At 67.4% G+C, this 20,700-nt stretch carries 24 protein-coding genes; 13 read left to right on the plus strand and 11 right to left on the minus strand.

What is annotated here, in order from left to right:
• Positions 1–3: 3 nt before the first annotated feature.
• Positions 4–915, minus strand: coding sequence for a DUF58 domain-containing protein (locus DWF00_RS15975; RefSeq protein WP_114829385.1), 912 nt, complete (start codon positions 913–915; stop codon positions 4–6).
• Between the two features lie 10 nt (positions 916–925).
• Complete coding sequence (locus tag DWF00_RS15980) at positions 926–1,948, minus strand: AAA family ATPase (protein WP_114829583.1); 1,023 nt, start codon at positions 1,946–1,948, stop codon at positions 926–928.
• 180 nt (positions 1,949–2,128) lie between these two features.
• On the opposite strand from DWF00_RS15980, the gene DWF00_RS15985 reads away from it, so the two are divergent.
• From DWF00_RS15985 to DWF00_RS16000, 4 genes are all read left to right on the plus strand, one after another.
• Positions 2,129–2,710 (plus strand): DUF1285 domain-containing protein, encoded by a 582-nt coding sequence (locus tag DWF00_RS15985; protein ID WP_245973985.1) that lies wholly within the window; start codon positions 2,129–2,131, stop codon positions 2,708–2,710.
• Between the two features lie 6 nt (positions 2,711–2,716).
• Positions 2,717–3,361, plus strand: coding sequence for a CoA pyrophosphatase (locus tag DWF00_RS15990; RefSeq protein ID WP_114829383.1), 645 nt, complete (start codon positions 2,717–2,719; stop codon positions 3,359–3,361).
• Between the two features lie 81 nt (positions 3,362–3,442).
• Positions 3,443–3,700: a DUF6111 family protein gene (locus DWF00_RS15995; RefSeq protein ID WP_114829382.1), complete on the plus strand. Its 258-nt coding sequence runs from the start codon at positions 3,443–3,445 to the stop codon at positions 3,698–3,700.
• Positions 3,697–4,947 (plus strand): CCA tRNA nucleotidyltransferase, encoded by a 1,251-nt coding sequence (locus DWF00_RS16000; RefSeq protein ID WP_114829381.1) that lies wholly within the window; start codon positions 3,697–3,699, stop codon positions 4,945–4,947. The genes DWF00_RS15995 and DWF00_RS16000 overlap by 4 nt, the downstream gene beginning before the upstream one ends.
• 6 nt (positions 4,948–4,953) lie before the next feature.
• On the opposite strand, the gene hemF is transcribed toward DWF00_RS16000, so the two are convergent.
• On the minus strand, positions 4,954–5,823 hold the full coding sequence (hemF, locus tag DWF00_RS16005; protein WP_425453123.1) for an oxygen-dependent coproporphyrinogen oxidase: 870 nt from the start codon (positions 5,821–5,823) through the stop codon (positions 4,954–4,956).
• A 107-nt stretch (positions 5,824–5,930) separates the two neighbouring features.
• Entirely contained in the window at positions 5,931–6,416 is a 486-nt protein-coding gene (locus DWF00_RS16010) for a tRNA (cytidine(34)-2'-O)-methyltransferase (RefSeq protein WP_114829380.1), read from the minus strand.
• Between the two features lie 118 nt (positions 6,417–6,534).
• Here DWF00_RS16010 and DWF00_RS16015 point away from each other — a divergent pair, with 118 nt between their 5' ends.
• The 8 genes from DWF00_RS16015 to DWF00_RS16050 all read left to right on the plus strand — a co-directional run bounded on the left by DWF00_RS16015 (position 6,535) and on the right by DWF00_RS16050 (position 14,844).
• Entirely contained in the window at positions 6,535–8,400 is a 1,866-nt protein-coding gene (locus tag DWF00_RS16015; protein ID WP_114829379.1) for an ABC transporter ATP-binding protein, read from the plus strand.
• Between the two features lie 219 nt (positions 8,401–8,619).
• The gene (gene petA, locus DWF00_RS16020) at positions 8,620–9,189 is read left to right on the plus strand and encodes a ubiquinol-cytochrome c reductase iron-sulfur subunit (protein ID WP_114829378.1); all 570 of its coding nucleotides are present in this window, start codon (positions 8,620–8,622) and stop codon (positions 9,187–9,189) included.
• A gap of 56 nt (positions 9,190–9,245) precedes the next feature.
• On the plus strand, positions 9,246–10,526 hold the full coding sequence (locus tag DWF00_RS16025) for a cytochrome b (RefSeq protein WP_114829377.1): 1,281 nt from the start codon (positions 9,246–9,248) through the stop codon (positions 10,524–10,526).
• 8 nt (positions 10,527–10,534) lie between these two features.
• Positions 10,535–11,425 (plus strand): cytochrome c1, encoded by an 891-nt coding sequence (locus DWF00_RS16030; RefSeq protein WP_114829376.1) that lies wholly within the window; start codon positions 10,535–10,537, stop codon positions 11,423–11,425.
• Between the two features lie 141 nt (positions 11,426–11,566).
• On the plus strand, positions 11,567–12,442 hold the full coding sequence (locus DWF00_RS16035; RefSeq protein WP_114829375.1) for an S-methyl-5'-thioadenosine phosphorylase: 876 nt from the start codon (positions 11,567–11,569) through the stop codon (positions 12,440–12,442).
• A gap of 99 nt (positions 12,443–12,541) precedes the next feature.
• Positions 12,542–13,087: an adenine phosphoribosyltransferase gene (locus tag DWF00_RS16040; protein ID WP_114829374.1), complete on the plus strand. Its 546-nt coding sequence runs from the start codon at positions 12,542–12,544 to the stop codon at positions 13,085–13,087.
• A 6-nt stretch (positions 13,088–13,093) separates the two neighbouring features.
• Positions 13,094–14,203, plus strand: a complete 1,110-nt coding sequence (gene mtnA, locus DWF00_RS16045) for an S-methyl-5-thioribose-1-phosphate isomerase (RefSeq protein ID WP_114829373.1) — start codon at positions 13,094–13,096, stop codon at positions 14,201–14,203.
• Positions 14,200–14,844 carry a class II aldolase/adducin family protein gene (locus DWF00_RS16050; protein WP_114829372.1) on the plus strand — a complete coding sequence of 215 codons (645 nt, stop codon included), beginning with the start codon at positions 14,200–14,202 and terminating at the stop codon, positions 14,842–14,844. Before mtnA ends, DWF00_RS16050 begins: the two co-directional genes overlap by 4 nt.
• A 145-nt stretch (positions 14,845–14,989) precedes the next feature.
• On the opposite strand, the gene DWF00_RS16055 is transcribed toward DWF00_RS16050, so the two are convergent.
• Positions 14,990–16,000, minus strand: coding sequence for a MaoC family dehydratase (locus DWF00_RS16055; RefSeq protein ID WP_114829371.1), 1,011 nt, complete (start codon positions 15,998–16,000; stop codon positions 14,990–14,992).
• Positions 16,001–16,072: 72 nt separating this feature from the next.
• Positions 16,073–17,170: a redox-regulated ATPase YchF gene (ychF, locus tag DWF00_RS16060; RefSeq protein ID WP_114829370.1), complete on the minus strand. Its 1,098-nt coding sequence runs from the start codon at positions 17,168–17,170 to the stop codon at positions 16,073–16,075.
• A 207-nt stretch (positions 17,171–17,377) separates the two neighbouring features.
• On the opposite strand from ychF, the gene DWF00_RS16065 reads away from it, so the two are divergent.
• Complete coding sequence (locus DWF00_RS16065; protein WP_147283695.1) at positions 17,378–17,983, plus strand: DUF5666 domain-containing protein; 606 nt, start codon at positions 17,378–17,380, stop codon at positions 17,981–17,983.
• A gap of 6 nt (positions 17,984–17,989) precedes the next feature.
• Here DWF00_RS16065 and DWF00_RS16070 read toward each other — a convergent pair whose 3' ends face one another.
• From DWF00_RS16070 to DWF00_RS16090, 5 genes are all read right to left on the minus strand, one after another.
• The gene (locus tag DWF00_RS16070; protein WP_181833309.1) at positions 17,990–18,400 is read right to left on the minus strand and encodes a PIN domain-containing protein; all 411 of its coding nucleotides are present in this window, start codon (positions 18,398–18,400) and stop codon (positions 17,990–17,992) included.
• Positions 18,321–18,647, minus strand: a complete 327-nt coding sequence (locus DWF00_RS16075; protein ID WP_114829367.1) for a ribbon-helix-helix protein, CopG family — start codon at positions 18,645–18,647, stop codon at positions 18,321–18,323. Before DWF00_RS16075 ends, DWF00_RS16070 begins: the two co-directional genes overlap by 80 nt.
• 56 nt (positions 18,648–18,703) lie before the next feature.
• Positions 18,704–19,318: an aminoacyl-tRNA hydrolase gene (pth, locus tag DWF00_RS16080; RefSeq protein ID WP_114829366.1), complete on the minus strand. Its 615-nt coding sequence runs from the start codon at positions 19,316–19,318 to the stop codon at positions 18,704–18,706.
• 144 nt (positions 19,319–19,462) lie between these two features.
• On the minus strand, positions 19,463–20,083 hold the full coding sequence (locus DWF00_RS16085; RefSeq protein WP_114829365.1) for a 50S ribosomal protein L25/general stress protein Ctc: 621 nt from the start codon (positions 20,081–20,083) through the stop codon (positions 19,463–19,465).
• Between the two features lie 146 nt (positions 20,084–20,229).
• Entirely contained in the window at positions 20,230–20,502 is a 273-nt protein-coding gene (locus tag DWF00_RS16090) for an AbrB/MazE/SpoVT family DNA-binding domain-containing protein (RefSeq protein WP_114829364.1), read from the minus strand.
• Positions 20,503–20,700: the final 198 nt, after the last annotated feature.

The raw sequence follows: 20,700 nt of genomic DNA on the forward strand, positions 1-20,700 counted from the left end.
CCCCTAGCGGCCGGTGCCGCGCGAGGCGGCGATCAGGCTGGCGATCCTGAGCACGGCCTCGCTGGCGGGCCGGTCGGTGCGATGCAGCGTCAAGGTCCAGCCGGCGCGGCGGCAGGCCTCTCTGATGGCGTCGCGATGGGCCTCCAGCCGCTGGCGATATTCCTCGCCCCAGGCGCCGGCGTCGCCGACGCGCAGCGAGAGCCCGTCCTCGAGGTCGAAGAGCTCGGCCTGGCCGCTGAACGGGAAGGTCTCCTCGATCGGGTCGGCGATCAGCAGGATATGGCCGCGGGCGCCGCTCGACGACAGGGTGGCGATGCGCTTGGCGAGCGCATTGGCCGGGGTCAGTCCGTCGGTGATGATGATGGCGTCGGCGAGGCGCGGCAGCGGCTCGTCCGGCGGCAGGTCGGCATCGGCCTTCTTGTCGACCAGGATGGCCTGGGCCAGCAATTCGACGATGCGGCGCGAGGCGAGCGCCCGGGTCAGGCCGAGATGGCCGACGCGCTCGCCGCCCTCGACCAGCGTCTCCGCCAGCGCGAAGCCGGCGATCAGGGCGCGGTCGACCTTGCTGGCCTGCGCCAGCGAGGAGGCGAAGCCCATCGAGGCCGAGCGGTCGATCCAAAGCCAGATCGCATGCGAAGCCTCCCATTCGCGTTCGCGCACGAAGAGATGGCCGTCGCGGGCCGAGCGGCGCCAGTCGATGCGCGAGGCGGACTCGCCGGTGACCAGCGGCCGGTACTGCCAGAAGGTCTCGCCCGGCCCGGCCCGCCTGCGGCCATGGATGCCGTGCACGCTGGCCGAGACGCGCCGCGCCTCCAGGATCAACCGCGGCAGGCGCGCCGCGAGATCGAGCGAGGCCGAGATGACCGGCCGGGCCGGCTGGCGTTCGGACGGGTTGAGAACCCGCGTGCGCAACATCAAATCGGTCCTAACCCAACCGTTCCACGAGCTTGGCGATGACGCCCTCGACCGTCTCGCCATCGGCGCGGGCGGCGAAGGTGAGCGCGATGCGGTGCTTCAGCACCGGGGCGGCGAGCGCGGCGATGTCGTCAACGGACGGCGCGAGCCTGCCCTCGACCAGGGCGCGGGCGCGGGCGGCGAGTGTCAGCGCCTGGCTGGCGCGCGGGCCGGGGCCCCAGGCGAGCTTGTCGGTGACGGCCGGGTCGCCATCGCCCGGGCGGGCGGAGCGGACGAGGTCCAGGATCGCGTCGACGACGTTCTCGCCGACCGGCAGGCGGCGCACGAGGCGCTGCGTCGACAGCAGGGTCTCGGCGGTCATGGCCTGGACGGGGACGTGCTCGGAGGCGCCGGTGGTCTCCAGCAGGATGCGGCGCTCGGCCTCGCGGTCGGGATAGCCGACGTCGATCTCGAGCAGGAAGCGGTCGAGCTGGGCTTCGGGCAGCGGATAGGTGCCTTCCTGCTCGATCGGGTTCTGGGTCGCGAGCACATGGAAGGGGGCGGGCAGGTCGTAGCGTTCGCCGCCGATGGTGACGTGGTGCTCCTGCATCGCCTGGAGCAGGGCCGACTGGGTGCGCGGGCTGGCACGGTTGATCTCGTCGGCCATCAGCAGCTGCGCGAAGACCGGGCCCTTGATGAAGCGGAAATGACGCTTGCCGTCGGCGCTCTCGTCGAGCACCTCGGAGCCGAGGATGTCGGAGGGCATCAGGTCGGGCGTGAACTGGACGCGCCGCGCGCTCAGGCCGAGCACGGTGCCCATCGCCTCGACCAGCTTGGTCTTGGCGAGGCCGGGCACGCCGACGAGCAGGCCGTGGCCGCCGGCGAGCAGCGTGATCAGCGAGAGGTCGACCACCTTCTGCTGGCCGAAGATGACCTGGCCGATCTCGGTGCGGGCCGCGCCGATGGCGCCGAGCGCGGCCTCGGCCGCCTCGACAATGCCGGTATCCAGGTTGATCGGCGGATTGGCCGCTTCAGTCCGGGCTTGCGCCACCATGTCGATCTCCTTCACCCTCATCGGGGCGGACTAGGTTGCCCTGAGTGTGGACGGGCGATCCGGCGGGCTCAAGGCCTGTAGGCTTCCGGTGCACAGAACTCGGCTTCACGATTATGTGGAGTTCAAGGCAAAGGCTCAGATGCAACCAATATGCCGCAGGCGGCGGAGACGGGCGTTTCGATGAATCAACCGGCTGAGGCGATGGACCGGCTGCTGACCGCCCTGCGCGATGGAAAAACGCGCGGATTGCCGCCGGTCGAGCGCTGGAACCCGCCATTTTGCGGTGATCTCGACATGCGCATCGCCGCCGACGGCACCTGGTTCTACCTGGGAACGCCGATCGGGCGGCCGGCTTTGGTGAAATTGTTCTCGTCGGTCCTGCGCCGCGACGACGGCGATTACTTTCTCGTGACCCCGGTCGAGAAGGTCGGGATCAAGGTCGAGGATGCGCCGTTCCAGGCGGTCGAGATGGCGGTGGAGGGCGAGGGCGACCGGCGCTCCATTGCCTTCCGCACCCAGGTGGACGACGTGGTGAGCATCAGTGACGGCCATGCGATTCGGTTCGAGCGGGCGGCGAAGGGCGGGCTGAAGCCCTATATCCATGTCAGGCGCGACCTCTGGGCCAGGGTGACCCGGGCGTTGACCTACGACCTGCTGGCGCTCGGCGAGGTCCGCGAGGTCGAGGGCCGGGAGATGTTCGGCGTGGCGGCGGCGGGAGTGTTCTACCCGGCCGTGCCGGCCAGCGAGATCGAAGGACTCTAGCGCTCAATGCAGCCTCTCAATCTGATGGCGAGCGAGATCGCCGACCTGGCTCTCGCCCGCTTGCGGCATGAGCCGCCCGACTATGGCGACCTGATCAGCCGCCCGCGCGGCGACCATGACCACCAGCCCGAGCCGATCGCGCCGCCCGATGAGCGTGCAGCGGTGCAGGCCGCCGTGCTGATCCCGATCGTGCTGCGCGAGGAGGGGCCGACCGTGCTGCTGACGCTGCGCGCCTCGGGCCTGCGCAGCCATTCGGCGCAGGTCGCCTTTCCCGGCGGGCGGGTCGACGCGGTCGACGGCTCGCCGGTGGTCACGGCCCTGCGCGAGACGGAGGAGGAGATCGGCCTCGCCCGCGAGCATGTCCGGACGGTCGGGTTCCTCGATGCCTATCTGACGGGCACGGGCTACCGGATCGTGCCCGTGGTCGGGCTGATCGCGCCGCCCTTCGACCTCACGCTCAACCCGCATGAGGTCGACGACGCCTTCGAGACGCCGCTCGCCTTCCTGATGGACCCCGCCAATCACCGGCGCGAGGGGCGGGAGTGGAAGGGGCGTTACCGTACCTACTATGCGATGCCCTTCGGCGATCGCTATATCTGGGGCGCAACCGCCGGCATGATCCGCAATCTCTACGAGCGGCTCGCCGGCTGAGTTGAAGCATCGTCGAGCGAGGCGGCTCCCGCCTTGCGTGAAGACGATGCGTCGAGTGCGATAGGATTGGATAGCGCGCCCATGCTGCGTTCCGTCATCGAAGAGCTGCTGCTTTTCGTTCTGCCCTTCTGTCTTTTCGCGGGCTATCTCATCGTCAACCGGCGCAACCCGCTCGATGTCGAGCATTGGGACGGGCATCTGTTTCGGCTGACCGTGGCCGGGCTCGTGCTCGGCATCGCCGTCTTCGCCTATAGCGGTTTCATCGCGCCCCGAAACCAGGGCGCCTACGACCCGCCGCATATGGAGAACGGCCAACTGGTGCCGGGCCATTTCAAATGACCGAGGCCGAGCAGGTGACGCCAGCCGGGCAGGCTCGGCTCGCCGAGTTCCTGGCGCGGCCGGGCGTCGCGCAGGTGCTGGCGTTATTGAACGGCGCAGGCGAGGAGGCGCGCGTCGTCGGCGGAGCCGTGCGCAACCTGCTGCTCGGCGAGCCGGCGAGCGACATCGACCTCGCGACGACGGCGCTGCCCACGGAGACGATGCGGCGGGCTAAGGCGGCCGGCTTCAAGGCGATCCCGACCGGAATCGAGCACGGCACGGTGACGCTCGCCGCCGATGGCGAGAGCTTCGAGGTGACCACACTCCGGCGCGATGTCGAGACCGACGGGCGCCATGCCACGGTCGCCTTCGGACGCGACTTCTCGGAGGATGCGCTGCGGCGCGACTTCACCGTCAACGCGCTCGGCCTCGATAGCGAGGGCCGGGTCCACGACTATTGCGGCGGGCTCGCCGATCTCGTGGCGCGGCGCATCCGCTTCATCGGCGATGCCGCTGAGCGCATCCGCGAGGATTATCTGCGCATCCTGCGCTTCTTCCGCTTCCATGCCCGCTATGGCGCAGGGAGTCTGGACGAGGCGGGGCTCAAGGCCTGCATCGCCGGGCGAGCGGGGCTGGACGGCTTATCGCGCGAGCGCGTCCGGGCCGAGTTGCTGAAGCTGCTGGTCGCGCCCGGCGCGGTGCAGGCGGTCGAGGCGATGGCCGGCGGCGGGCTGCTCATGCCGGTGCTCGGCGGCGTGCCGTATCTCTCGCGCTTTGCGGCTGTCGCAGGCGGAAAGGGCGGGGAGCAGGTCTATCCGGCCTTTCGGCTGGCGGCGCTGGCTGTCGCAGCCAAAGAGGACGCGCTGCGGCTGCGCGAGCGGCTGCGGCTCTCGAACGAGGAGTTCGACCGGATCGAGCGCATCGCCGGCGCGCTGGAAGGGCTTTCGGGGCGAGGCGAGATTCCAGGCGTCGCTGCGCTGCGCCATCTCGCCCATCGCCTGGGGGCGGATGCGGTTGCCGGCGGCCTCGTGCTGCTGGCGGCTGGCTCGGATGGCATGTCTACGCAGCAGGCGATTGCCGAGCTCGGGCGCACGCCCGCTTTCCTGCCGAGCGGGCGCGACGTGATGAAGCGCGGCATCCCCGCCGGGCCGGATATCGGCCGCGTGCTGGAGAGCGCCCGGCATGGCTGGGTGGAGGCCGGCTGCCCGGCGGGCGAGGCGGAGCAGATCGGCTTCATCGAGAAGGCGATTGCGGTGCTCCCCCGGTGACGAGGCTTACGGCCAGCGCACCGTCGGCGGCATCGAGGACAGGATCGAATCGACGTTGCCGCCGGTCTTAAGGCCGAAGATCGTGCCGCGGTCGTAGAGCAGGTTGAACTCGACATAGCGGCCGCGCCGGACCTGCTGCTCGTGGCGGTCGGGCTCGCTCCAGGGCGTCGCCAGGTTGGCGCGCATGATCTGCGGGTAGATGCCGAGGAAGGCCTCGCCGACCGCCCTGGTGAAGGCGAGGTCGGCCTCCGGATCGCCGGTCCAGACATAGTCGTAGAAGATGCCGCCGATGCCGCGCGGCTCGTTGCGGTGCTTCAGGAAGAAGTACTCGTCGCACCAGTCCTTGAAGCGCCCGTAGTCGGCGACCTCGGGATGGGCCTCGCAGGGCGCCCGCATCGCTTCGTGGAAGGCCTGCGCATCCGCATCGTCCTGCGTGCGTCGGCGAACCAGCACCGGCGTGAGGTCGGCGCCGCCGCCGAACCAGGGCTTGGTCGTCACGACGAAGCGCGTGTTCATGTGCACGGTCGGGGCGTGCGGGTTCCAGGGATGGGCGATCAGCGAGATGCCGGTCGCATGGAAGCGCGGGTCTTCGGCGGCGCCGGGGATCTGGCCGGCGAATTCGGGCTGGAAGGTGCCGTAGACGGTCGAGCAGTGGACGCCGACCTTCTCGAAGACGCGGCCGGTCATCAAGGACATCACGCCGCCGCCGCCCGGCTCGCCGTCATGGTTCCGGCGCTGCCAGGGCGTGCGGACGAAGCGGCCGGGCGTCGCGGCTTCCGGCGGGAAGGGGCCGGTCGCCTCATCCTCCAGCGCCTCGAAGGCGGCGCAGATGCGATCGCGCAGGCTCTCGAACCAGGCGGCGGCGCGCGGCTTCATCGCTTCGGCCAGCGCCAGGCTGGAGGGGGGTATCGGGGTCTGCTGGTCCTGCATCGATTTCATCCGCGCTGTCTTCAACTCCATGAAGGCGCGGGGAACCCCTCTCCTTACAGGAGAGGGGTTCCCCGCGGTTCCTTCGGATACCCATCCACTTGCCTGAGTGCCTCGCCGAGGACGATGGCCGCCGCGAGCGCCACATTCAACGAGCGCAGGCCGTGGCGCATTGGCACATGCACGCTGGCATCGGCCGCCGCATAGATTTCGGGCAGCACGCCGGCCGATTCGCGCCCGACCATGACGATGTCGCCGGGCTGGAAGGCGAAGTCCGTATGGGCGGTCGCGCCATCCGTCTCGGCCAGGATCAGCCGCCAGCCGTTCTGGCGCCGCCAGGCGTCGAAGGCCGCGAACGAATCATGCCGCATGACCGCGGCGCGTTCGAGATAATCCATGCCGGAGCGGCGGAAGTTGCGGTCGGAGACATCGAAGGCGGCGGGCTCGACGATGTCGATGGCGAGGCCGAGGCAGGCCGCCATGCGGATCATCGTGCCGGCATTCTGCGGGATATCCGGCTGGTAGAGGGCGAGGCGCAACATGCGCTGCTGTCATGCGGTGACGATCGCATATGCGTCAAGGCTCTGGCCGCGATGGGCTGAAGGCACCATATGTCGCCAAGATTTCGACGCCATGCCGGTCCAAGGAGGGCGGTACGCCATGTTCGCCGCCCTGTTCCGCTTCCTTGAGAGCCGCATCGACGTCTTCGCGCCCTTCGACGAGGCGCAGACGCCGCCCAAGGGCGTGTGGCCTTTCATGTGGCACCACATCAAGGGCGTGAAGGGCTGGATGGCCCTGATCATGCTCACCGGCCTCGGCTTCAGCGGCATCGAGGCGGCGATGTACCTGATGGTCGGCTGGTTCGTCGACCTTCTGGCCACGCAGTCGCCGGCGACGATCTGGCGCGACCACGGCACATTGCTCTTCGGCGCCGCCTTCCTGCTCGTCGTGGTCAGGCCGCTGATCTATTTCGCCAACCACGCCATCGTCGACCAGGTCGTGGTGCCGCAGATCACCAACCAGATCCGCTGGCGCAACCACGTCTACACGCTCGGCCATGCGCTCTCCTATTTCCAGAACGACTTCGCCGGGCGGCTCTCGGCCCGCGTCATCCAGGCGGGCCAGTCGATCCGCGGCGCGACGATCGAGGTCATCGACGACCTCTGGTACGCGCTGATCTTCGCCTCCGTGGCGATCGGCTTCTTCGGCTCGACCTCGATCTGGCTGGCCATGCCGGTCATCGGCTGGCTCGCGGCCTATGTCGCGCTGCTGGTCTATTTCGTGCCCCGCGCCAAGAAGCGCTCGGAGGCGAATTCGCTGGGGCGCTCGACCACGACGGGCCGTATCGTCGACGCCTACACCAACATCCTGACCGTGAAGCTGTTCGCCCGCTCCGATGCCGAGCGCTCGGCCGTGCGCGATTCGCTGACGCGCTGGAACGCCTCCTTCCTGCACCTGTCGCGGCTGATCACCGGGGTCAGCGTCATCCTGCAGGCGATGAACAGCCTGCTCGTGGTGGTGACGGCCTGGCTCTGCCTGCATCTCTGGGGCCTGGGCGAGATGACGCCGGGCGCGGTCGCGGCCTCGATTGGCCTGGCGCTGCGCCTCGTGCAGATGTCGACCTGGCTGATCCACCTCGTGCGCGGCGTGTTCGAGAATATTGGCTCGGTGCAGGAGAGCATGGAGACGATCGCCAAGCCGCATGATCTGACCGACGCGCCCGAAGCGGTGCCGCTCGCGGTCGGCAAGGGCGCGATCAGCTTCGACCGTGTCCGCTTCAACTATGGCCGCAAGGCCGGGCTGTTCGAGGACCTGAACCTCGAGATCAGGCCGGGCGAGAAGATCGGGCTGGTCGGCCCGTCCGGCGCCGGCAAGTCGACCTTGGTCAACCTGCTGCTGCGGCTCTACCCGCTCGAGGGCGGTCGCATCCTGATCGACGGGCAGGACATCGCCGGCGTCACCCAGGATTCGCTGCGGGCGCAGATCGGCATGGTGACGCAGGACAACTCGCTGCTGCACCGCTCGATCGGCGACAACATCGCCTATGGCCGCATCGGCGCGACGCAGGACGAGATCGTCGAGGCTGCCAGGCGGGCCTCGGCCGATGATTTCGTCGCGGGCCTGAGCGACCAGGACGGGCGCAGGGGCTTCGACTCGCGCGTCGGCGAGCGCGGCGTCAAGCTCTCCGGCGGCCAGCGCCAGCGCATCGCGATCGCGCGCGTGCTGCTGAAGGACGCGCCGATCCTGATCCTCGACGAGGCGACCTCGGCGCTCGACTCGGAGGTCGAGGCGACGATCCAGGAGCAGCTCACGCAGCTGATGCAGGGCAAGACCGTGATCGCGATCGCCCACCGGCTCTCGACCATCGCGGCGCTCGACCGGCTGATCGTGCTCGACAAGGGCAGAATCGTCGATACCGGCACGCATGCCGAGCTGGTCGCGCGGGGCGGGCTCTATGCGCGGCTGTGGTCGCACCAGTCGGGCGGCTTCCTCGCCGTGGCCGACGAGGAAAAGGTTCCGGCATAAGTCCTTGTCACCGTGGGCAGAGGGCCGGGTGCCCAGGTCCTTGTGACCTGTCCGCGTCAGGTCGCCGCTATGCGCCCGCGCGTGGGCGGGAACAGTAGACTTCGTCAAAACTGCATGCCAAAGAGCGCGACGGCGACGCGCCGCCGCATTGCGGCTGCGAAGGGGCGCACCTATGAGGGGCGTCAGGCGATAATTTACAGCCCTTCCAGGCTGGACGAAATGCAGAGGAATTCGATCGTGGCTCACGCGACCGATACGACAGCGACCGGAACCACCCGCCGCGATTTCCTGATGCTGGCGACCGGCGCCGCCGGAGCCGTGGGTATCGGCGCCGTCGTCATCCCGCTGATCAGCCAGCTCGCCCCCGATGCGCAGGTCCTCGCGGCCGGCGCGCCGATGGACCTCGACCTCGCCCCGATCGCGGAAGGCCAGGCGATCAAGCTGTTCTGGCGCGGCAAGCTGATCTTCGCGCGGCACCGCACCAAGAAGGAGATCGACGAGGCGCTCGCCGTCGACATCTCGACCTTGCGCGACCCGCAGACCGACCTGCAGCGCACCAAGCCCGGCCACGAGCAGTACCTGATCGTCTACGGCAACTGCACCCATCTCGGCTGCGTGCCGCTCGGCAACGCGCCCGGCGACCCGAAGGGTGATTTCGACGGCTGGTTCTGCCCCTGCCATGGCTCGCACTACGATTCGTCCGGCCGCATCCGCAAGGGTCCGGCGCCGCTGAACCTGCCCGTGCCGCCTTACGCGTTCACCGCGGACACCAAGATCAAGATCGGCTGAGCGATGCGCTTATCCGTGATTTCCTGCAAAGTTGAGACAGGCTCGAGGCATCCGGCATGAGTGGTCATAGCTCCTACGTCCCGAAGACCGGCATCGAACGCTGGCTGGACGCCCGCTTGCCGATCGTGCGGCTGATGCATGATTCCGCGGTGTCCTATCCGGTGCCGCGCAACCTGAACTACCTCTGGACGTTCGGCGGCATCCTGATGTTCATGCTGGTGGCGCAGATCGTCACCGGCATCATCCTGACGATGCACTACACCCCGAACTCGCTGCTCGCCTTCGCCTCGGTCGAGCACATCATGCGCGACGTGAACTACGGCTGGCTGCTGCGCTACCTGCACTCGAACGGCGCCTCGATGTTCTTCGTCGCCGTCTACGTCCACATCTTCCGCGGCATCTACTACGGCTCCTACAAGGCCCCGCGCGAGCTGCTCTGGATCCTCGGCGTGGTGATCTTCCTGCTAATGATGGCGACCGCCTTCATGGGCTACGTGCTGCCCTGGGGCCAGATGTCGTTCTGGGGCGCGACCGTCATCACCAACCTGTTCTCGGCGCTGCCGGTGATCGGCGAGACGATCGTGACCTTCCTGTGGGGCGGCTACTCGGTCGACAACCCGACGCTGAACCGCTTCTTCTCGCTGCACTACCTGCTGCCCTTCATGATCTTCGGCGTGGTCATCCTGCACATCTGGGCGCTGCACGTGGTCGGCCAGAACAACCCGACCGGCGTCGAGGTGAAGAACGTCCAGAAGGACACCGTGCCCTTCACGCCCTACGCGACCATCAAAGACATCTTCGGGATGGTCGTGTTCACCTTCGTCTTCGCCTATTTCGTGTTCTACCAGCCGAACTTCATGGGCCATGCCGACAACTACATCCCGGCCAACCCGGCGGTGACGCCCTCGCACATCGTGCCTGAATGGTACTTCCTGCCGTTCTACGCGATCCTGCGCGCCATCCCGGACAAGCTCGGCGGCGTGCTAGCCATGGGCGCGGCCATCGTGGTGCTGGCCTTCCTGCCCTGGATCGACACCTCCAAGGTCAAGTCGATGAGCTACCGTCCGATCGCCCGCCAGCTGTTCTGGGCCTTCCTGGCGGTCTGCATCGCGCTCGGCTATCTCGGTGCCATGCCGGCGGAGGGCGGCTACGTCACCGCCTCGCAGATCTTCACGGTGCTGTATTTCGGCTTCTTCGTCGTGCTGGCGCTGGTCGGCATCTTCGAGAAGCCGCGGCCGTTGCCGACCTCGATCGCGGATTCCGTGCTGGCCAACCTCAAGGGGGCGTCGGGCGTGCAACTCGCGACCGCCGCCGCCGAACCCAACGTCAAGGGCTGAGACGAGACATGAAGACCTCAACGTTTCGCCTCGCCCTGACGGGCCTCGCCACCGGCCTTGCGCTTGCCGCCGCGACCGTCTCGGTCCAGGCCGCCGAAGGCGGCGTGAAGCCGCCGGCGCAGCACTGGTCGTTCTCCGGGCCCTTCGGCACCTTCGACCGGGCCCAGCTCCAGCGCGGCTTCAAGGTCGTCAAGGAAGTCTGCGCCAACTGCCACGCGATGAACCTCGGCAACGCCGTGCGCATGCGCAACCTGGCGCAGCCGGGCGGCCCCGAGTTCACGCCCGGCCAGGTCATGGCGCTGGCCGCGACCTATCAGGTCACCGACGGCCCGAACGACCAGGGCGAGATGTTCCAGCGGCCGGGCCGGCCAGCCGATCCGTTCCCGGCGCCGTTCCCGAACGAGCAGGCGGCGCGCGCCGCCAATGGCGGGGCCTTTCCGCCGGACCTTTCGGTGCTGGCCAAGGCGCGCACCTATGAGCGCGGCTTCCCGACCTTCATCTTCGACATCTTCACGCAGTACCAGGAGCAGGGGCCGGACTACATCACGGCCGTGCTGACCGGTTACGCCAAGCCGCCGGAAGGCTTCCCGCCGCTGCTGCCGGGCCAGAACTACAACAACTACATGCCGGGCCACCTGATCGCGATGCCGCAGCCGCTGCAGGACGGGCAGATCGAGTACCCGAAGGGCGCGGACGGCAAGCCCCAGGTGCCCGAGACGGTGCATCAATACGCCGAAGACGTCTCGGCCTTCCTGGTCTGGATGGCCGAGCCGCATCTTGAGGCGCGCAAGCGCCTCGGCTTCCAGGTGATGATCTTCCTCGCGATCTTCGCGGGCCTGCTCTACTACACCAAGAAGAAGGTCTGGGCCCGGATGCCCGATGGCTCCCCGGCGCACTGATCGCGCGATGATTTTGGAAAAGGCCCCGGTGACGGGGCCTTTTTCGTTTTGACGATGGCGAGGGTGGAGTGATCTGCTCAAGCCTTTGTCGCTCCGTCACAGAAGCCTGTTCCTGTTCCGGCAAAGCGAAAGGAATCGATCATGAGCGAAGCCGTGCTTGGAATCATCGGCGGGTCGGGAATCTACGATCTGCCCGGCCTGACCGAGCTGCGCGAGGAGCGCATCGCCAGTCCCTGGGGCGAAGCTTCGGATGCGCTGCGCATCGGGCGCATGGGCCAGACCAAGGTGGTCTTCCTGGCCCGCCATGGCCGCGGCCACGTGCTGCCGCCCTCCGAAATCAACTACCGTGCCAATATCGACGTGATGAAGCGGGCGGGGGTTACCGACCTCGTCTCGCTCTCGGCCTGCGGCTCCTACAAGTCCGAGCTCTATCCCGGCCTGTTCGTGCTGGTCGACCAGTTCGTCGACCGCACCGCCAAGCGGGTCAGCTCCTTCTTTGGCAAGGGCTGCGTCGCCCATGTCTCGCTGGCGCATCCGGTCGGTCCCGCCCTGCAGGCGCGCATCGCCGAGGCGGCGACGGCCGAGGACCTGCCCTTCGTGCGCAACGGCACGCTGGTGACGATGGAGGGCCCGCAATTCTCGACCTATGCCGAGTCGCTGACCTATAAGAGCCTCGGCTACGACCTGATCGGCATGACCGCGATGCCCGAGGCCAAGCTCGCCCGCGAGGCGGAGATCACCTACGCCACCGTCGCCATGGTGACGGATTTCGATTGCTGGCACCCCGAGCAGCATTCGGTCGACGTCGCCTCGGTGGTCGCGGTACTGCATGAGAATGCCGAGAAGGCGCGCCGGCTGGTGGCGCGGCTGGCGGCGGATTTCCCAGCCGAGCGCGAGCTCTGCCCGGCCGGTTCCCACAATGCGCTCGACAACGCGATCATCACCCCAGCGGAGTTCCGCGATCCGGCGCTGATGGCGAAGCTCGATGCGGTGGCGGGGCGGGTGCTTTCCGCCTGACCACCGCTTTTCCAGAACTGCGGGTGCCCTAGCGTCGCAGTTCCCATTCCATGGTTGCATGCGCTAAGGAAGGCGCGTCGCCGCAGCGAGCTTCCCCGCATGGACCATCGCCACTCCCTCGACCTGAAGAACGCGATTCGCGCGATTCCGGATTATCCGAAGCCGGGCATCATCTTCCGCGACATCACCACGCTGCTCGGCGATGCCCGCGCCTTCCGCCGGGCGGTGGACGAGCTGGTGCAGCCCTTCGCCGGCCTGAAGATCGCCAAGATCGCCGGCATCGAGGCGCGCGGCTTCATCCTCGGCGGGGCGGTGGCGCACCAGCTTTCGGCCGGCTTCGTGCCGGTGCGCAAGAAGGGCAAGCTGCCGCATGAGACGGTCAGCGTGACCTATCAGCTCGAATACGGCACCGACGAGATCGAGGTTCACAAGGATGCGGTCAAGCGCGGCGAGCGCGTGCTGCTGGTCGACGACCTCGTCGCCACCGGCGGCACGGCCGAGGCGGCAGTGAACCTGCTCTCCTCGCTCGGCGCCGAGGTTGTTGCCGCCTGCTTCATCGTCGACTTGCCGGATCTCGGCGGCGCCGATAAAGTTCGCCGGCTCGGCGTGCCGGTTCGCACTCTTGTCGCTTTCAGCGGGCACTGAGGCAGGATGAAGATCAACGGTCAGGCCTATCGCACGATCTGGCTGGCGCAGGATGGCTGGCGCGTCGCCGTCATCGACCAGACCAAGCTGCCCTTCCGCTTCGAGACGGTGACGCTAGGCAGCGCCGAGCAGGCGGCCGAGGCGATCCGCTCCATGGTGGTGCGCGGCGCGCCGCTGATCGGCGCCACCGCCGCCTATGGCGTGGCGCTGGCGATGCGGGTGGATGCTTCCGATGGGGCGCTTGAGGCAGCGCTTGCCCTGCTCGGCGCGACGCGGCCGACTGCGGTCAACCTGCATTGGGCCCTGGCGCGGATGCGCGACCGCCTGGCGCCGCTGGCTCCCGAAGAGCGCATGGCAGCGGCCTATGAGGAAGCGGCGGCGCTCTGCGACGAGGATGTCGCGCTGTGCCGGGCGATCGGCGAGCACGGACTCGGAATCATCCGCGAGATCGCCGCTGGAAAGCAGCCGGGCGAGCGCATCAATCTCTTGACCCATTGCAATGCCGGCTGGCTGGCGACGGTCGACTGGGGCACGGCGCTGGCGCCGATCTACCTCGCGCATGATGCCGGCATCCCCATCCATGTCTGGGTCGACGAGACCCGGCCGCGCAACCAGGGCGCGGCGCTGACCGCCTATGAGCTCGGCTCCCATGGCGTGCCGCATACGGTGATCTCCGACAATGCCGGCGGCCACCTGATGCAGCGCGGCGAGGTCGACATGGTCATCGTCGGCACCGACCGCACCACGGCGACCGGCGACGTCGCCAACAAGATCGGCACCTATCTCAAGGCGCTGGCGGCGCATGACAACGGCGTGCCGTTCTACGTGGCGCTGCCCTCGCCGACGATCGACTGGAGCCTCAGCGACGGCCTGCGCGAGATCCCGATCGAGGAGCGCTCGGCGCGCGAGGTCACGCATCTTGCCGGCCTGAGCGAGGATGGCGAGGTCGGCACCTTCCGCATCGTGGCGCCTGGCAGCGGTGCCGCCAACCCGGCCTTCGACGTGACGCCGGCACGGCTCGTCACCGGGCTGATCACCGAGCGCGGCGTGGCGCCGGCCAGCAGCGAAGGACTGGCACGGCTTTTCCCCGATCTGGCGCGCGGAGCGGCGGCATGAGCGAGCAGGCGCTGCGCGAGGAGATCGTCGCGGTCGCGCAGGCGATCGACAAGGCCGGCTTCTGTCCGTCGAAATCCGGCAATGTCTCGGCACGCTTCGAGGATGGCATGCTGATCACGCCATCCGGCCTGCCCTATGCGCAGACCAGGGCCGAGGACCTGATCCGGCTCAAGCTCGACGGCACAGTGGTCAACGGCAGCCGCAAGCCCTCGTCCGAATGGCCGTTCCATGTCGAGATCTACAAGGCGCGCCCGGATGCGCAGGCGATCGTGCACACGCATTCGCCGCGGGCCACGGCGCTTGCCAGCGCCCGGCGCGGCATCCCGGCCTTCCACTACATGATCGCGCTCTGCGGCGGCTCAGACGTGCGCTGCGCCGAGTACGCGACCTTCGGCACGCCCGAGCTGGCCGAGAACGCCGTGAGGGCTCTGGAGGGCCGCAAGGCGGTGCTGCTCGCCAATCACGGCGTCATCGCGCTGGGCGGGAGTCTCGCCGGTGCGCATACGATCGTCTCCGAGGTCGAGAACCTCGCCGGGCAGTATCTCGACCTGCTGGCTTCGGGGCTCGAGCCCGTCATCCTCGACGAGGCCGAGATGGCGCGCGTTTCGGCCAAGTTCGCAGGCTACGGCAAGGTCGGCTGAGGGCTGGGCGCCGTTTCGACGAGCCTCCGCCGTCATGCTCGGCCTTGTGCCGAGCACCCACGTCTTGAACGCTCATCGCAGCCAAAGACGTGGATGGTCGGGACAAGCCCGACCATGACGGGTGAGGGCCGTCAGCAGGCGGCGATCAGCCCGGCCGGCGCTCGACGAAGACGCAGCCATCGAAGCTGAAGACCTCTTCGCCATGCTGGTTCACGCCGGCATTGCGGTGGAAGAACAGGCCCCATTGCGGCCGCGAGGCGCTGGCCCGGGCCTCGACCACGGTCGAGCTGTAGGTGATGCGGTCGCCGGCGAAGACCGGCTTGCCCCAGCGCAGGTTCTTGAAGCCGGGGGAGGGGCCGAGCCGTGGCGCGCGCCCTGAAGTTGCCGCGAGCTGGCGCTTGCGATGCGAGACCATGGTCGCCATCCAGACCGAGGCCGTGTGCCAGCCCGAGGCGGCGAGCTGGCCGAAGGAGCTCTGGCGCGCCGCGGCGTCGTCCATGTGGAAGGGCTGCGGATCGAAGGAGCGGGCGAAGGCGACGATTTCCTCAGGCGTGAAGACGAAGCTGCCGAGCTCGAAGCGGCGGCCGATCTCGAGGTCTTCGAAGAAGCGCGCCGGCTCCGTCGCCTCGGCCGGGGCTTCGAGCGGGCTTTGTATTGTCGGCCGTTCATAACGCGGCGAATGGGCGAGCCAGTCGCCCGGCGGGATGGTGGCGGGAAAGCCTCGGCGCACGAACATGATCCAGTTGACCTGCTCCAGCACGGGCTGGTTGTCCTGGTTGAGCAGCTCGAAGCGGAAACGGACCAGGCCCATCTCGGGGCGCGAGCGCGATTCCTTGGTCTCGATCACGGTGCGGCGGGTGCGCAGCGTGTCGCCCGGCCTGACCGGGCGTAGCCACTTCACCTCCTCGATGCCCGGCGCGCCCATGGCGGCTGAATCGAGCAGGAAATCCTCGGCGATCAGCCGCATCTGGATCGAGCAGCTATGCCAGCCGGAGGCGATCAGCGTGCCGACGAAGCTCTGCTTGGCGGCCTCGGGGTCGGTATGGAAATCCTGGGCATCGAAGCGCGAGGCATAGGCGATGATGGCGTCCTGCGAGAGGGTGATCTCGCGGGTCGTCTTGACCTCGCCAAGGGGGAAATCCTCGAAATAGCGCATGGCTCGTCCGTGGCTCCGTTGGATCGACGCGTCGCGCCACCCCTACCGGCAGGTGGCGCGCTTGGAAATGCGTCAGTTGGCAAAGCGGAAGTGCAGCACGTCGCCATCGGCGACGATGTATTCCTTGCCTTCGAGCCGGAATTTTCCGGCCTCGCGCGCGCCCGCCTCGCCCTTGTTGGCGATGTAGTCGGGATAGGCGATGGTCTCGGCGCGGATATAGCCCTTCTCGAAATCGCTATGGATGACGCCGGCGGCGGCCGGGCCCTTGGTGCCCTTCTCGATCGTCCAGGCACGCGCCTCCTTCGGGCCGACCGTGAAATAGGTGACGAGCTTGAGCAGGGAGTAGCCGGCGCGGATGACGCGGTTGAGGCCTGGTTCCTCCAGGCCGACAGCGTCGAGATAATCCTTCTGCTCGTCGGCCGGCATCACCGCGATCTCGCTCTCGATCTTGGCGGAGACGACGACCGCGATGGCATTCTCTTCGGCGGCACGGACCTTGACCTGCTCTGAGAAGGCATTGCCCTTGTCGGCGCTGGCCTCCTCGACATTGCAGACATAGAGCACGGGCTTGGAGGAGAGCAGGCCGAGCATCTCGAAGGCCTTGCGCTCGTCAGCCGCGACCTGGACGAGGCGGGCCGGCTTGCCCTCGCGCAGCAGCACGAGGCAACGGTTCATCAGGTCGGCCAGCTCCTTGGCCTCCTTGTCGCCGGACTTGGCCTTCTTCTCCAGCGGCAGCACGCGCTTCTCGAGGCTTTCGAGATCGGCGAGCATCAGCTCGGTCTCGATGATCTCGATATCGTTGATCGGCGCGACCTTGCCCTCGACATGGGTGATGTCGCCATCCTCGAAGCAGCGCACGACATGGGCGATGGCGTCGCATTCGCGGATGTTGGCGAGGAACTGGTTGCCGAGGCCCTCGCCCTTCGAGGCGCCGCGCACCAGGCCGGCAATGTCGACGAAGGTCAGCCTGGTCGGGATGATCTCCTTCGAGCCGGCGATCGCTGCGAGCAACTCCAGCCGGTCGTCGGGCACGGCGACGTCGCCGACATTCGGCTCGATGGTGCAGAACGGGTAGTTGGCGGCTTGCGCCGCCGCCGTCTGCGTCAGCGCGTTGAACAGGGTCGACTTGCCGACATTCGGCAGGCCGACGATACCGCATTTGAAGCCCATGGTGACTGGTCCATTGCGTTGCCGCCACAAAGGGGCGGTCGCGAGATCATCGCTGTGAATTGCTCCCGGGCCTTATTGGGTGCCGGGCGGCAAAAGACAAGATGGCGGGGGGCCGGGCGGGCTCACGCGAACGTGCATGGCGAGGCCGGAGATGGAGGCGCAGGACTTTGCTGCGCCGCCCTATCGCTGGCCTGACGGAGGTTTTCCATGCGCATTCTTGTTTCCAGCCTGTTTGCTGCCGGCCTCGTCCTGGCGAGTGGAATGTCCCAGGCGCAGGCGCCGGGAACGCGCGTGCGCGGCGAGGTCGAGGCGGTCGATGGCTCGACCCTGACGGTGAAGAACGGCAATGACGAGAAGGTCTCGATCAGTCTCGCGCCAAACTATTCGGTCGGCGCCGTGGTCAAGGCCAGCGTCGCCGACATCAAGAAGGGCAGCTTCATCGGCGTCGGTGCAAGGCCGCAGCCGGACGGCACGCTGCTGGCCGTGCAGGTCTTCATCTTCCCGGAAGCGATGCGCGGCACCGGCGAGGGGCATCGGCCCTGGGGCGTGCTGCCGGACAGCACGATGACCAACGCCACGGTTGCCGACACCGTATCGCGCGTCGACGGCGCCAATCTCGTCCTGGCCTATCCGGGCGGCGAGCAGAAGGTGACGATCACGCCCGAGGCCAACATCATCATGGCGGCGCCGGCCGAAGCGGCAGAGTTGAAGCCGGGCGCGCAGGTGGCGATGACGGCCAGCCGGCAGGCCGACGGCAAGCTGACCGCGAGCCGGGTGACGATCGCCAAGCCGGGCGCACAGCTGCCGATGTGAGGCGCGTCAGGACGCGAGAACGGCCTCCAAAGCCGTCTCGAAGGGGTTGATGATCGTCAGGTTACCGATCTTTTGGCCGTCTGCCAGATCCTCCGACAGCAAGATGTCGCAGCCATAGGCGAGGGCCGCGGCGATCAGCGTTGAGTCGAAGAACGAGTAGCGGTAGCGGCCGTGGATGGCCAATCCCTCAAGGCAGGTTGCCGCTGTCAGCGGCGCCTTGCACCAGGGCTCCATCGCCAGCAGGAACTGGGTGAGTTCGGCGGTCGCGATCGCAGGAAACTTGCGCAGAACGTTATAGGCGAACTCGTTCATCACCTGCGGGCTGATGATGATGAGGTCACGCTCGCTTAGCGCGGCGATCCAGCTTCGCGCGATGGCCTGCTTCTGCGGCTCCCGTGGGTCCTTCAGATACAGCATCACGTTCGTGTCGACGAAGCAGGCGCTCGGCATAGAGGTCCTCACGTGCAGGCCGTTCGGCGGCAATGCCAGGCAAATCAGGGCCAGCCAGGAAAGCGGCAAGAGCCTCTCTCTGCGTCAGAGTTTGGCCGAGCCGCTTCTCGACCATCTCAGCCATGAACTTCGACATGCTCTTGCCTTCGCGCGCAGCAGCGACCCGCACGCGTGCGATCGTTTCTTGGGGTAAGGTGATGGTCAGGTTCTTCATTTCCGGCTCCTCAAAGCCGCACTAAAACACGAATATCGTGTTCCCGTGTCTTCGCGTCAATCCGCGGCCTTCTCGCCGAGCCGCTTCACGGCCGCGTGGCCGCGCGCGTCCATGAACAGGTGGACCTTGTTCTGGAAGCCGGCATCGTCGCCTGCGGCCAGCAGCGCGGCGTTGTCGGCGCAGGCAGTGCAGAGATCCTCGACCCAGGGCTGCTCGGCCTTGCCGAAATCGTTCAGCACGTAGCCATGGACCAGCGCCTTGTCGCCAGGATGGCCGATGCCCATGCGGACGCGGCGATACTCGTTGCCGATCATGGCCGTGATCGAGCGCAAGCCGTTATGGCCGGCATTGCCGCCGCCGAGCTTGACGCGCAGCTTGGCCGGGGGGAGGTCGAGCTCGTCATGGAAGGCGACGACATCGGCCGGAGTCAGCTTGAAGAAGCGCATGGCTTCGCCGACGGCGCGGCCCGACTCGTTCATATAGGTCTGCGGCTTGAGCAGGATGACCTTCTGCGTGCCGATCACCGCCTCGCAGGCCTCGGCCTGGAAGCGGGCGCGCCAGGGCGAGGCGCGATGGGCGCGGGCGATCGTGTCGAGCGCCATGAAGCCGATATTGTGGCGGTTATGGGCGTAGCGCGCACCGGGGTTGCCGAGGCCGGCGAAGATCAGCATGGCGGGGCACTCCGGCGGGCATTCATTGGAGCATGATGTTTCCCGAAAACCGGTTTCCACTTTTCGGCATCATGCTGGGGCCAAAAAACAAGAACGGCCGGGTTATACCCGGCCGTTCCCATTCGTCCATCAGACTTGAGGCAATCAGGCCTTCTTGGCGTCGGCCGCAGGCGCAGCCTCAGCGGCCGGCGCGTCCTCGACGACGTTCGGCGGCACGATCGTGACCAGCGTGAGGTTCTCGCGCGAGGTCAGCGAGGCGCCTTCCGGCAGCTTGAGCGCATCGGAGTGGATCGAGTCGCCGATCTCAAGTCCGGCAACCGAGACCTCGAAGGCGTCCGGGATGCTCTCGGGCGAAACGTCGATCTCGACGGCGTGCTCGACGAGCTGCATGGCGCCGCCAGCCTTCAGGCCGGGGCAATCGGCCTGGCCGACGACATGGATCGGCACCAGGACCTTGACGGTCTGACCGGCGGCGAGGCGCAGGAAGTCGACATGGATCGGGAAATCCTTGACCGGGTCGAGCTGGTAGTCGCGCGGAATGACGCGCGTCTTCTTGCCCTCGACATCGACCTCGAAGATCGTGGTCAGGAAGTGGCCGGCGTAGATCAGCAGGCGGGTCTGGTTGGCGTTGAGCGCGATCGCTTCGGGAGCGGCGCCCCCGCCATAGATCACGGCGGGTGTCAGGCCTTGACGACGTACTGCCCGGGCGGCCCCCTTGCCAACCTGGGCGCGCGCCGAAGCCTGGATTTGCTTCGCGGCGGTCATGATGTGTGTCCTTGCTTCAAAAAAGACGGCCGCTCAACGCGGCCGGTTCGGTCTTCGCGCCCGTGCCTCCAAGGGTGTCAGTCGGGCGCGAGGAGGCTCATAGGGGAAAATGGGCGGGAGGACAAGACGGAGCGGGCGGAGATCGGCTATGGCAACGGCTCTCCGGCCCAGCCTTGTGCCGTAGCCTCATTGATCTCCTCGATCGTTAGGGAGGGGCCGTTCTCGCGCTTCAGCAAGCCGAAGGCAGCCGAGATGCAGCCGGTCGGTCGTGCCGCCGCTGTTTCCAAAGCCTTCATCCCGATGCGCCCATCAGGGAGCTTCTCGACCGCGATCTTAGCGCCGGGGCGAACGCCCAGATGCTTCAGCAAGTGATCGTCGAGCGTGATCCGCCCTTTGGCGGTAATGGTGAGCGTGCCCATGACCAAGCCTTTTGAGAGGCCGTCAGTGTATGTGGAAACGGCCTTGTTACAAGCCGCCCGTTCATTCGGCCAAAGCAGGTTCCGGATCAGTTTAAGCCGTCATTGCGAGCGTAGCGAAGCAACCCAGGGGGTCTCGCTCACCCAGTCCCCCTGGATTGCTTCGTCGCTATGCTCCTCGCAATGACGCGGAGGCGCCGA

Source organism: Allobosea caraganae (assembly GCF_003351345.1).
In the GTDB taxonomy this organism is placed as follows: Bacteria; Pseudomonadota; Alphaproteobacteria; order Rhizobiales; family Beijerinckiaceae; genus Allobosea; species Allobosea caraganae.